General features: G+C 26.3%; 12 protein-coding genes. 5 read left to right on the forward strand and 7 right to left on the reverse strand.

Going from position 1 to position 13,381, the window contains the following annotated elements; genetic code table 4:
* Positions 1 to 220 precede the first annotated feature (220 nt).
* Entirely contained in the window at positions 221 to 2,755 is a 2,535-nt protein-coding gene (locus tag ACXYRQ_RS03065; RefSeq protein WP_458614793.1) for an MYPU_1760 family metalloprotease, read from the forward strand.
* Positions 2,755 to 3,426 (forward strand): DUF402 domain-containing protein, encoded by a 672-nt coding sequence (locus ACXYRQ_RS03070; RefSeq protein WP_458597830.1) that lies wholly within the window; start codon positions 2,755 to 2,757, stop codon positions 3,424 to 3,426. Before ACXYRQ_RS03065 ends, ACXYRQ_RS03070 begins: the two co-directional genes overlap by 1 nt.
* A 225-nt stretch (positions 3,427 to 3,651) precedes the next feature.
* Here the strand turns inward: ACXYRQ_RS03070 and ACXYRQ_RS03075 are convergent, their stop codons facing one another.
* Genes ACXYRQ_RS03075 through ACXYRQ_RS03085 form a run of 3 tightly spaced genes read right to left on the reverse strand, consistent with a single transcriptional unit; the run spans position 3,652 to position 7,029 of the window.
* Entirely contained in the window at positions 3,652 to 4,119 is a 468-nt protein-coding gene (locus ACXYRQ_RS03075) for an L-threonylcarbamoyladenylate synthase (protein WP_458614794.1), read from the reverse strand.
* 50 nt (positions 4,120 to 4,169) lie between these two features.
* The gene (locus ACXYRQ_RS03080; protein ID WP_458614795.1) at positions 4,170 to 5,201 is read right to left on the reverse strand and encodes a hypothetical protein; all 1,032 of its coding nucleotides are present in this window, start codon (positions 5,199 to 5,201) and stop codon (positions 4,170 to 4,172) included.
* A 1-nt stretch (position 5,202) separates the two neighbouring features.
* A complete protein-coding gene (locus ACXYRQ_RS03085) occupies positions 5,203 to 7,029 on the reverse strand; it encodes a S8 family serine peptidase (protein ID WP_458614796.1) in 1,827 nt (608 codons plus the stop codon).
* Between the two features lie 126 nt (positions 7,030 to 7,155).
* Between ACXYRQ_RS03085 and mutM the strand changes: the two genes are divergently transcribed.
* The 3 genes from mutM to ACXYRQ_RS03100 are packed head-to-tail and all read left to right on the forward strand — an operon-like array spanning position 7,156 to position 8,873.
* Positions 7,156 to 8,007, forward strand: coding sequence for a DNA-formamidopyrimidine glycosylase (mutM, locus tag ACXYRQ_RS03090; RefSeq protein ID WP_458614797.1), 852 nt, complete (start codon positions 7,156 to 7,158; stop codon positions 8,005 to 8,007).
* Entirely contained in the window at positions 8,000 to 8,539 is a 540-nt protein-coding gene (locus ACXYRQ_RS03095) for a cysteine hydrolase family protein (protein ID WP_458614798.1), read from the forward strand. The genes mutM and ACXYRQ_RS03095 overlap by 8 nt, the downstream gene beginning before the upstream one ends.
* Positions 8,529 to 8,873 carry a Smr/MutS family protein gene (locus ACXYRQ_RS03100; RefSeq protein WP_458597839.1) on the forward strand — a complete coding sequence of 115 codons (345 nt, stop codon included), beginning with the start codon at positions 8,529 to 8,531 and terminating at the stop codon, positions 8,871 to 8,873. Before ACXYRQ_RS03095 ends, ACXYRQ_RS03100 begins: the two co-directional genes overlap by 11 nt.
* Before the next feature lie 34 nt (positions 8,874 to 8,907).
* On the opposite strand, the gene ACXYRQ_RS03105 is transcribed toward ACXYRQ_RS03100, so the two are convergent.
* The 4 genes from ACXYRQ_RS03105 to ACXYRQ_RS03120 form a co-directional block, all read right to left on the reverse strand.
* Positions 8,908 to 9,915: a hypothetical protein gene (locus ACXYRQ_RS03105; RefSeq protein ID WP_458614799.1), complete on the reverse strand. Its 1,008-nt coding sequence runs from the start codon at positions 9,913 to 9,915 to the stop codon at positions 8,908 to 8,910.
* Position 9,916: 1 nt separating this feature from the next.
* Positions 9,917 to 11,053: a tRNA uracil 4-sulfurtransferase ThiI gene (gene thiI, locus ACXYRQ_RS03110; protein WP_458614800.1), complete on the reverse strand. Its 1,137-nt coding sequence runs from the start codon at positions 11,051 to 11,053 to the stop codon at positions 9,917 to 9,919.
* Positions 11,054 to 11,060: 7 nt separating this feature from the next.
* On the reverse strand, positions 11,061 to 12,491 hold the full coding sequence (locus ACXYRQ_RS03115; RefSeq protein ID WP_458614801.1) for a hypothetical protein: 1,431 nt from the start codon (positions 12,489 to 12,491) through the stop codon (positions 11,061 to 11,063).
* Between the two features lie 158 nt (positions 12,492 to 12,649).
* The gene (locus ACXYRQ_RS03120) at positions 12,650 to 13,363 is read right to left on the reverse strand and encodes a hypothetical protein (RefSeq protein ID WP_435128598.1); all 714 of its coding nucleotides are present in this window, start codon (positions 13,361 to 13,363) and stop codon (positions 12,650 to 12,652) included.
* Positions 13,364 to 13,381 lie beyond the last annotated feature (18 nt).

The following is a 13,381-nucleotide window of genomic DNA, read 5'->3' on the forward strand; positions in this document are numbered from 1 at the left end:
AAAAATCTCCCATCTTTTCACTTCCCTAGACTCTTACCTTTCACTTCATCAGCGTAAGTTAACTATGCTCAAGAATCTTAAGAAAAAATTGTTAGAAAAAATGTTTGTTTAATTCACCAAACACAAAATAATTAAGTATTTAATTTATATCATAATATAGTAATATAATCATTTACTTAAATGTTAAATTGTTATAAAATATCCTAATTAAGAGGTTAAAATGAAAAAGAAAAAATTTTATTTAAGTATTTTAAAAGGAACAGTTTTTGTTTTACCAATTACAACCATTGCAGCATCTGGTTGTGATTTATTAAATTCAGAAAAACAAGATAAGCAAGAACCTGGTGTTATTCCTATTAAGGGTAATCCCGAACCCTTACCTGTTAATCCATCTCCGCTTCCTGCTCCATCTCCAATTGAAAATCCTTCTCATCCCAATCAACCTGTCGAATCTATTGGAACTATTAAACCACCAAAGCAAAATGTTTCAACACCAACAGAACCAATAGAACCCCAAAAACCTATCGATACAAAACCTGATGATGGCGAAAAACAACCCCCTATAAAATCAGGCGGTGAAAATAAACAAAGTCCTTCTGATAACCAACAAACACAGCCTGAAAATCCGGACCCTGTTTCAAAACAAGAACAAAAGCAAAAACCGGAGCAACCTAAATCAAAAATTGATAACGAAACAAGTGGTGGGATGCAAAATCCAACACCTTTACAAAAAAAAGATTTTCTTTTTGGTAACATCCTTAAAATTCAACCTAATGAAGTTTATTGAGCAAACGGACTTAGTCAAGAACAAAAGGATGTTGCATTAAATGCTTATAATAAACCTTCGGTTTCTAATATTGAAGATATTAAAGAAAAAACAGATAATACAGGAAGAAAATATTTAGAATACCAAGATCCTTTTACTAATGTTTTATTTAGAGATTATGCATATCCAATCGAAGGTACAAAAGATTTTAGATACCTTCTCGGAAAGCACGGATTGATTGCTTTAGCACAAGAATTTAAACGTAAAGTTCCTTTTGGCCCAGAAGTATATGATTTGCAGGCTATAAATATTGATGATTTTAATGTAATCAATGCACAGGCAAACGGATTATACATTCCAAATATTAAAAATATTTTTATTAACGGTAGTAATTATGCTGAAAAGGGATTTAATGAATATGAAATAATTGGCGGTCTAATGCCAACTATTTTCCATGAATATATGCACCATTGATCAGATTCATATTCTGAGGCAACCTTACCTAGCACACCAACTGCTTTAATAGATCAAAGAATTAGAGAAAACACTAAGTTTGCTACTATTATTTACTATAATCCAGGTTTAAATATTGAAGAAAATGACAACAGTCACTCACATGGACTAAAACAATATTGAAATTCTTATTTTGCTAATAATTTCTATAAACTATTAAATTATGATGTTGATGAAATCGGATATATTTCTGATGAAGATGCGGCGATATTTAACAGATTTAATGATGGAACATTTATGGATAATCTAGATAATTTCCTATTTAGACGTCTTTCTCCTCGAGACATCTGAGAAATAGCAAATGATGAAAATGCACCAAGAAGATTACAAAGATTTCAAGGTGTTGATAATTTTTACTACTCACCATCCTTAGCTTTTAAACTTGATTATGGAAGATTAAAATATAATTATTCATTAACCGAGTTGGTTCCTCGAGAATACTCTAAATATGCTTTTGAATCATATTTTTCAATCAATGCACCAAATCAAGCCGCATATAATGACACACAACAAAAAGCAACAATTAACTGATTCGGTGTTCATTATTTTAAAAACGATGAAAACGGAAATATTTCAAAATACTTCAGTCCTTCTGCGATAGCTGAAGATTGATCAAAAGTATATATGAACAACTTTGATAGCAGTTATCGCCAAGGAACTTTCTTGAATGGATATCGAACTTTAGATGGACAAAATGACACTAGAGTAGTAAATGCGACTATGACACCTAACTCTGTATTTGATATACGACCATATATTTTTGAAAGAGATTATCCGGTAGGTTATGACATTTTAGGTCAACCAGTTTATGAAAAAAGACTCTACCATTTACCTGAAAGAAAAACAATCAACCGTTCTCAAAAGTTTTATGATTTATTTTTAGCGACTATGGGATACGGAAAATCAATTAATCAGATGTTTTATCAAAACCAATGGGGTTGAAATAATAAGCAAGTTTATGTCGATGAGACTAAAGCAAACCAAATCAAATTCTCAGGTTTTCTTCCGACTAAAAAATACACCGGTTTAGTTTTAAAAGATCCTAGCTCTACAAACTATACCAAAGCTTATTTCAACTATTATGATACATTTTCTTTCTTTGGACATAAAACTCTTGATACAGGTGCAACAGTAGTTAAAAACGGGTATATAACCGATGATCGCAAGGAACAAATTGCTAATCGTATTTATCCTGGACACAGTAATGATACATCGATGCCAGAATTAAACAGAGCATATTACAGTTATATTACTAAGGATTTTGTTAGTGTAAAACCTGATCAACAAGTATTTTTATGAGAAGATAAAAACAATGATGGACAAGTACAATCTGATGAACTTAATACTTCTGATATTAGTTTACCAAAAAACAGATGAGTTACATCTGGTCGTGCCTGAAATACTAGTCAACCAGCATTTAAAAAGTTTAAGTTGTCACAAAATGCAGATGGAAAGGTTTATATTAGATTAGCCTAATGCAGTGAGATTTCAACGAATTAAAGGTGGGTTCAATCGTCAATGTCCAAGCATATAAACACGATGGATTTCTATACCGTCAGTGGTCTAATACCAAGGTGATTTTTCATAATAAAAGACATATTGTGCTTTCGTTAAAAGGAACTAAGGTTACTGAATCACAAAGTAATGGTAAAGGATGAAAATACAAAGATGATGCTATTTGATTTATACCTAAAAATTCATTATACAATACTATTGTTTTATTAAAGAAGGGATTGGGTAATTCTTTTTATACTAATTTAGCATCATATCCTATCTATGAAGAAGATACAATTAAATTTATTGATTATGATTTAGATCTAAAAAGTTATCCGAACAAAGATTTACAAATAGTTGATAAAGAAGAATTTAAAACCAATTCTGCTAAGTTTAAATATCCCAAAGAGCTAAAAGAAATGATTTATAAAGAAATAACTGAAGTTGTTAATTTATATAACAACGATAAATATTTCTTTAATGATGAAATAATTCTTTATTATCTTGAAATTATGTTAAAAGATAAATTAATTGATCAAAAAACTTATATGAGTTTTTATAAAATGTATCATAAAAATTATCAAGAAGAAACTCAGATGTTAAAACAACTTAGCAACTACAGTGTAAAAAGATTATACAAAAAGCAAGTATAACTTGCTTTTATTTTACTTTCAGCATCAACAATAACTCGGTATAAATAGAATTCATTTTGGTAACTGAAACTGCTACGTTTTTTATCAACATCCTTTCGTTTTTATACTGCAATAAATTTATATCTTCACTATTTAAAAATTGTTTTGGTTTCTTTTTTTAAATTTCTTTATGTAATTTTTATAAAACTAAATAAGTAAAAAATAAATATTTTACTCAAAAAAAAACTAATTACGCTCAATAATTTGTTTTGTATCTAAATTAATTATTGTGCTGGGTTTTCCGCTTCCTACTCCAAAATCATAAACATTCTTTATCATTGGAAATACTTTTTGAGCATCTTTTATATTTATCGGTTTGTGTCCAGAAATATTGGCACTTGATACATACATTGGTCCATTTTTAATAAGAAAATTAATTAATTGATTATTATTTGGAATTCTGAAACCTTGGTTATTTACAATTATAGTAGTTGCTCCGGGTCACTTTTGTTTTGCTATATCATCTGCTTGTTTATTTCACTGTTTAAACTTTCTTACTTGTTCAATGTTACCAATTAAGATTACAACTTTTTTGTCTGTTTTTCTTTGCTTAAGTCTATATATTTGCTCTAAGATGTCATCTCGGACGGGTCCACCGAGTCCTACAACTGTATCTGTTGAACATATAAACATTTCATCATAAACTGAATTCATATCACATTCCATAAATATATTTTACTATAAAAAACAAGGATACCCTTGTTCTACTTTAATATAAATTTGATATTCGGATCACCTTTAGAATCAAAAGTAAGTTTTTGATCACCTAAATCAACTAAATATGATTTCGATAATAATTTTATCAAAGATGTTTTAGTTAATGAGCCAGATATTATTTTTATCGCTTCTCTTGTAGGATCATAAAACTTTTTCTTATCTTTAACTCATATTCAAGTATTGTTTAGATTATTCTGGATTAAATCTTCAAATTTTTTAAAACTTCTTTGTTGCATTTTTGTTATTGTATGTGGTTTTTTAAATGTTTCAAGAATATTTTTGCTAAAAAAGTATTGTGATTTATAAGGTTTTAATTTTATAACTGATTCAGCTATTTTCTTGTGTAATTTTATTGATTCAGTCAAGTTGCTTATTTTACTTTCTTTTTGTTTTATATCTATTAATATTTTATTATTAGTTATATCTATTTTATCAACACTATTATTAATAACTGAATATAATTTATCATTAAAAACATATCAATGTAAATTGCTATCATATGAAAAATCATATCAAGGTTCGGTTAATTTAGTACTGGGTTTATAATCAGGTGAATGTTTGACATCTGATTTATCTAATTCTCGAACAAATAAAAGATTAATTAATAATTTATTTGTGCTTTTTATAGGTAGTATTTCCACTACCATGTTATTCTTATTGTTATAAAATATTTTATCCTTATCAGAGAATATATTTTTAATCTTATCATAGGTTCAATTGAAATTATATGAATCTTTTATTTTAATAAATGGTAATTTTTTATTTGAATCCTTTGTAATAACTTTATAAAATGCATTTTCTTTGTCTATAATTTTATCTAAATTAAGATTATCATATGTGAATATAAAATTATTTATTGATAATTCTTTTTTTAGTGAATCTATATATAAATCATTTTTCTTTTCAAGTTCTGTTTCTTTTTCCTCTTCAATAGTTTCATACTTACTACATGCAACAGATGTGGGTAAAATGCTAACAGCTAGGAAACTAGAGAAAATTTTTATTTTTTTGTCTAACATACTATGTCTCTAATTTACTTCTTGATTCATATATTGCATTTCTATCAGTTAAGATATAATACATATATTTAGTTTGTAAAAATATGTCTGTAAAATTTTTTCTTAGTTTTATTTGCAGTGTTGCTTCATAGGGTCAATCCTTATAATATTGATTAGAAAGCATTATTCGATTTGTTGCAGAACCATAATCATCAGAAAAGGATTTATAATTAGATTTCATTGTAGAAACATGATACTGTTTATATATTCATTCAGGAGTAGCATATATTTCACTTTTTATATGTACATCAAATATATTTACATATTTTTGAATGGTTTCTTTTGAAAGTTTTTCCCGCTCGCGATATCTTATTTGAAATAAATCAGAATAACTAGAATAAACAGCAAGAAAATTATCACTTCCAGAAATTAATGTCTTATAATTAATTCCTTTATCATTTGTATAAAGATCTCGTATGCTTTGCTTATGAACATTATCTGCAAAAAATTTCATTCTCTCTCAATTAAAAAAACCTGCACCAATATTGTCTGGTAAATCAAATATATGGTCTCCATATTTTCTTAAATCAAAACTTGCCATTAAAATTGCTTTTAACTCTGGAACATCAAATTCTGAATCTGGTCTTTTTATTGTTTCAAGTAAAGCGGAAGCAGCAAGGATAACTGGAGTGGAATTACTTGTCCCGCTTCATCTAGTTACACCAGGATCATCAAGAGTTGTATCTGTATTATATCAATCATCATTTAATAAAAGCGATTGATTAGAAAACTCTGTTGGACCTAGGCCAAGCGGCGAATCTTCAAAGTTCTTTATTTTTATTTGTGAATAATCTTTTATCTTATCTGTATAAAAATTATATGCCCCTATTATAAATGTATTTTTGCTTCTTTGAATTTGACTGGGTTTTTTTCAAAATTCATTATTTATATCCAATAGTTCATTAAATTTTATTAACAAATTTCTTATTTCAATGTCTATCTTTTTTTTGTTTATATAATTTGATAATGTTTCCTTAAATATTTTAACTTTTTCTGTTATTCCAGCACCAAAATTACCTGCAGAAATAAAAAATTTCATATTATTTTCAAAAGCATATTTGTCTAGCAAAGCAGCTTCTTCTGAATAATCCTTATTTATAATCTTTTTTAATTGTTTTATTATATCATTAATTTTTGATGTTTTCTTTTCTTTTATAAAATCTTCCAATTTTTCATCATTCAAATAATTTAAAATATTATCAGAATAACTCATATTAATGTATTTAACGCCGTTTTTTCGGAAGAATTCTAGGTTTTCAGTTAATATATCTAAATCACTTGCTGCATAATTTCTTTTAAAGCTTGTTGAATAAATTTCTGCATTCTTAAGTAAACCACCATCACCAGCAATTATTGATGCTATATTTGTTGAATGCTCGTTTTTTTCTCAATAATTCAAAAATGTAGATTTATTGTTTTCAAATTTAAATATTTTTTCGTCAGTTAATCTTGAATCATATATAACTCTATCGCTATTAATTAAATTTTGATCATTTGCATATTTGATAATGTTATAGTTATCTAAAGGTACCTGCTGATCAATGTTATTAGTTGTTTTGCCGTTGAATTTCATCATTCTAAAATCAACTAAACCAGCATCTATTATACCGATTTTTATCTTTTTATCTGTCCTCTCGTGTATTCCTAATTTATCCCATAAAGTTTTAAAAATTGTGTCGTACTTCTTAATATTTCTTGGTTGATTATTAAATATAGCAGACATCGTTAATGGAATAAATGTAACACCAATTAAAGCAATTGCTTGTTTTATTATTTTTCTGATTTTCATAATAACTCCTAATATAATTATACTCTTTTATATGAAATTATTTCCAATTATTATATTCGATCAATTTAAACAAATAAATTTATTATAAAAATACTTATATTTTTTTCTTTTGTATATAATTTACACATGCCAGAATACCCAGAAGTCACAGTTGTACAAAAATCTTTAAACAATCACATTAAAAATAAAAAAGTAACTAAGGTTGAAGTAAAAATTACCAAACTTATTAAAAACACTGATACACAATGTTTTATTAACTTTTTAGTTAATAAAACGATTATCAATGTTGAAAACTTTGGTAAATTTTTGGTATTTAATTTCGATGATAAAAGTCGTTTAATTTCGCATCTGAGAATGTCTGGTAAATATTTTATTAGAGAATTAAATGATCCACTTTTATATGCTTATAAACATGATTGTATATACTTTTGGTTAGAAAATAAAGTCTTAGTATATAACGATTCGCGGATGTTTGGTTCCTTTGAAATAATTGAAAATACAGATAAAAGAAGTTTATATCAAATTAAAAATCTAGGATTACTTCCGGCTGATACAGATGTGGATAAACTATTTGAAAAACTAAGGCACAAAAGCATTAGTATAAAAAAGGTTCTCCTCGATCAATCACTTGTTCTAGGAATCGGCAATATCTATGCTGATGAATCTTTACATCGTTCTAAAATATACCCCATGACACCTGCTAATAAAATTAGTAAACAAGAACTTAAAACTTTGCTTATGAATGCTCAAAAAATAATGGATGATTCTATTGTAAAAGGCGGAAGTAGTATTCATACATATTCTTCTGTTAATGGGATAACTGGTAAGTTTCAAAATGATTTGTGTGTTTACGGAAGAGAAAAGAAGCAATGCTTACAATGTAAGAAAACAGATATAATAAAAGTAAAATTAGATTTTAAAGAAAACGGTCGAGGAACATCATATTGTCCTAATTGCCAAAAGGAGAAAAATGTCTAAAAAATTAACTTTAGTTATTGATATGCTTAACGGTTTTACAAAATTCGGTCCTTTATCTAGTCCAAGAATTAATTCGATTATTCCTAATATTACTAATGTTTTAAAACATTCTGAAAATATATTGTTTGTCTGTGATGCTCATTCAGAAAATGATTTAGAAATGCAGCAATACCCAATCCATTGTCTAAAAGGTTCGGATGAGGCAAAAGTTGTTGAAGAACTCCAACCATATTTAGATTCTAAAAATGCTAATATTGTTTATAAAACTACTACAAACGGGTTTTACGATGTTGATCCAAAGTTTTGGGATCTTTATGATGAATTTGAATTCGTAGGTTGCTGCACAGATATTTGTGTATTACAGTTTGTACTTAGTTTAAAAACTTGATTCAATAAAATTGGCAGTGACAAAAAGATTTCAGTTATCTCAAGTGCTGTTGAAACATTTGATGCTCCAGGTCATAATGGGGACATTATGCACAATAATGCTTTGAAACTCATGGAAAATGCAGGGATTAAAATTGAAAAATAATACATTAGATTTGCACGGTGCATACACACAAGATGCAAAACCTAAAATCCAAGAAATGATAATGGATTTAGAAGATTTAAGAGTATCAGAAGTTGAAATAATCACCGGTAAAGGTAGTGGTGCTTTACAAACTACTTTAGAAGATTTTATTCGAAACTATAACAAAACACATAAAATAAAGTTGGTTTATAAAACTATAAATCAAGGTGGTTCATATCTTATTTATTTAGAACAGCAAGATAGATTTTCATATGATGAATATCATTATTATAATGCAATTAAAAAAAGAATTTCAGATGATTTTGATAAAATGGTTTCTGAATTTAAGAAATAATCCGTTTATACTATAAACAAGGAATAAACGGATTTTAATATCAATTATTTCGTTGCAATAAAATTTTCTCATTTAACTCTTGTTTCTTTGTTTGAATTTCTTCTTTTCTTTTATTAACAATAAAAATCATTTGTTCTAAAAATAAGTCGCGCATTACTCTATCATTTCATATTTTCTTAGATAACCTAAGTGAAGGTAAAATTTCAATCGGAATTTCTTGCGAACCTTTAATTTTATGAATATCATCGTGTTTTATTAATAAGGGCGGATTTTTTTTATTAGTTAAACTTTTTAGATATTCGATATATTTATCATAGGTTAATATTTGTGCATTTAATGACTGAATTTCACGACGTATATCAAAAATTTTACCTATTAATTTATGTGCTGTAAACTTATTTTTATATAAAAATGCTAATTTCTTGATGTCATCAAGATTATATATTCTGAGATCATTATGCATCTGGTTTTTAACTTTTGCATCTATATGATATATATTTCTTCCATCTAATAACATTGCTAAACCATATCAACAGGCAATTCTACCATCTTCGGTATTTTGTTTTATCATAGATAAAACAGGGTGTTTTATAGTTTTTGCAATGTTTTTAATGTTTTCAAAATACTTAGAAGTAGAAAATATTGAATCTGGGACTACATTATCAAGCTTAACCTGAATAGTTGAAAACTTTTTAACAGATATTTTAAAAAGTTTCTCCATAATTCAATTTTCTGGTCCAGCTCCTCAACCATAAAATACACAATTTGATGCAACAGGGATAAATTCTTTATCACCAATCAATGTTTGTATATCTTTTGTTATTTTCTCTCTAAGTTGAATTAGTGCTTTTTCATATGTGATATTTTTAAAACGGATGATTCCAAATCTGTTTTTGTAACTACCACCCTTAAAAGTTCCGATAGAATAACAATAAGGTAAATCTTTATGGTAATTTACACTATCTTTAAGTTTGCTCTTGTGAATATTTAAATAATTAACTGTAACTGCTTCAAAATCAATAAAAAAGATTTGTTTTTCCATATTATTCCTTTATTTTTAAAATTTCTATTTTTGATTTTATAAGCTCTTCTTCTAGTTCTGCAATTCTATTCAACTCATTTTCTAAAGACTGTGCTTGTGCTAAGATCGGTTTAGTTACTGGATCTTTTGGAGCGAAAAGTTCACAGGTTTCATTAGCTGCAATAACTGAAATATCATGTGTGTTTATTTCTTTTGCTATATTTATAATTTCATTTTTATCATAGGTTAAAAGTGGCCTTAAAACAGGTAAATTTGTAACACTTCCAATTGTATACATTGATTCTAGAGTTTGTGAAGCTACCTGTCCCAAGTTTTCACCATTAGAAATACCTAAATACCCATATTTTTGTGCTAACTTATCTGCAATACGGTAAAAACTGCGTCGCATTAGATTGATTTTGTATGCAGGTTTTGACACAAATGAAATATAGTTCATCAGATGTGAATAATCTGCCTGAATCAAATGTGAACTTATTTGATATTTATTTAAAACTTTAACAAGTGATATTATTTTATTAACAGTTTTTTTATCAGTTTGTGGTGGAGTTAAAAAAGTAAGAAAATCAACTTTAATTCCTCGCTTCATCATCAAATATGCAGCAACAGGAGAATCAAATCCACCAGAAATTAAGTGCAAGACTTTACCAGATATCCCTACTGGTAATCCTCCTAATCCTTTAATATATTCAGAAAAAACATATGTATATTTATTGCGAACTTCTAGATAAATTATTTGATTCGGATGATGCACATCTACTTTAGTTTTTGTTTTACTTAAAATAAATCCACCTAATAAGTTATTTAATTGTGCTGAATTATATTCAAATTTCTTATTATTCCTTCTTGCTTCAATTTTAAAGGTTTTAGAATCAGGTTTTAATAACTTTAATGATGCTTCTTTAAATGCTTCTAACGAATTTTCTACTACCAAAACAGGAGAATACGAACTAATACCAAATACATAATTTAGTTTCTTTATATTTTTCTCACTATAAGGTAGATACATTCGATCAAATTCTACTTCAGGTTTTATACCAACTATATGTGTGATGTTATTTGAAAGTTGATTGATAAATAACTTGCGATTACCTTTCTTTAAAACTAACTCTCCATACCGAATTAAAATTTTATTATACATATATCTCCTAACTTGTTTTTAGGTAGTTTTTCAGTTTAAAATAAGAAATTTTATACTCATTGTTTTCTATATTAATTTTAAGGTTAAATAATTGGTTTTTTGATTCATTTTTTTTATTTTCAAATCTTGGATTTTCCATAATATATATCGATAAAGCATCATACATTTTTTTATATTCCAAATTTTCTGAAAGAACTTTTATTAAATTTATTATAGAACTAATTCAGTTGTTTCATTTTTGCTTTTCATCAGTATAAATAAGTTTAAATTTATTTTTGTTAAAATGTTCAAACTCTTGCCTTATATGTTCCTTCTTGATTTGAATACTTTTTGTTTTGGGTAAATTTTCGTTAGCTATTAAAGAGTAATAAATATTCTGAATTCGTATAATCTCTTTATTATATCCATATATTTTTGCTTCTCTTTGATTTTGTTTTTGTCTGTAAATATTTATCTGTATTTGTTCAAATTTTTTTAAAACTTCTGATGTTTTCTCTAATAAGTCATCTGCACTCTTGCTATCTTTATAAAGGTTTTCAACAGATGTTTTTAAATTTGAAAAATCATCTTTATTACTTTTACCACTTAAATTAAGCGACAAAAGTTTTTGATTAATATTTTCTAAAAGGTTTTGAATTTTTTCTTTATTATCAAGTAAATATGACTTAATCCAATTTCTCTTATTTGTCTCTATTTCATGAATAAACATTACTTTATAAATCTTTTTTACTTTATCGATTGTTACTAATGTATCTTGTTTTTTTCACTCTTCTGTTTGCTTTTTTCAACTTTTACTTAATTTAGTATAAAAATCAACATCTTGTTTTTGGTTTATTTTGCTATTAATAAGAGATGATAAATGTGCATATAAAGCAAAATCTAATTTTTCAGAAGCATAAAAAAACTCTATAAGTTTGTTTCCATATTGTCTTAAATTATCAAAAACACTTCTTAATTCTTCAAAATTACCAAATCTTTTTTGTTTATCAGCTTTAGTCACAGTTGTTCTTATATCTTCTATTTTCTTTTGAATATACGGATGAAACTGGATTCCATTATATTTTGTGTTGTTTAATGAAATAATTAAATCATCAGTTACATCTAAAAAAACTGCTACATTTTGCTCAATATCATTTCATTTAGTCGTAAATGGCTGCGATTTTTTATCAAATAACATTTGTTTTTTTAGATATAACTTATATTTTTTTCTTAATTTAAGAAAAAAACCATATGTTTTAATAAGCTTTCGATGTTCATTTTGAATATTATATAGACTTTGTTGTTCTTTAAATTCCGAACTTATTGTTTTCAATGTTTTTTGAATTTCGGTTAAATCAGAATAAATACTTATATATTCATAAACATTATTTTGTAAAGTGTTTACTTTTTTTAAATTATTGATATTGTCATTTTGATATGATGATATTTTATAATCCATATTTTGGGTGTTTTTATGCATCAAAATAAAAAAAACAGACCTTAAAAAAAGGACAAATAAAAATGTTATTAAAGTAATTAAAATTGATATTACAATTCAAAAAACTATATGCATTTTACTCCTATATATATTATAAAGAAATAATTATATTTGGAGTATTATTTTAAAATTAAGTTCACGGTTGCCGGTATCCCTACTTCGTATGCTACTTTTTCAAATTGATTAATATTATATTGGTTTGGTTTTCCAGGATATAATAATTTTTGATAAACTGCATCGGTAGATTTTTGAATTCTTTTGGTAACAAGATATAAAAATTCAGGTGACACAACAACTTTATTATTTTTATAAATTAGTTTGATAATAAAATGTCCAAAGAATAAATTAATTTCTTTGATACCATCCTTTACATTTGTAATTGCTCTAGAAAAATTGTTATAACCAATACCAAAAATTCTAGGAAATCTTGTATGTGTATGTGGTGCTAAATTCGCTTCATTTAACTTAGATAAACCTATATTATGTAAATAATATGCAGAGTGTCCATATTCACTTGTTTGTGGTAACAAATATCATTTTAAGAACTTAAAACTAAATTTATCTAAATTACTTAAAAAACTCATTCAGTTGTTTGATAATAATTCACTTAATTTTGATTCATTATTTTGCACTTGTAAAAATTGATTTTTAAATTCGTTTCAGTTTAATTGTTCATCTTGTTTAGGATTTTTGATATTAAAATATTCTGCAACCTTTAAAATATTTGCATTTTCTTTGTTTATATTTAAGTCTTCTTGATTGCTATTTTGATTGCAACTTATTGCTGTTATCGGAATAATTTGTAAAGTAAGTGCTGTAAAAATTTTTTTCATCGATCTCCTATATTACTA

Source organism: Mycoplasma sp. 394 (assembly GCF_054353895.1).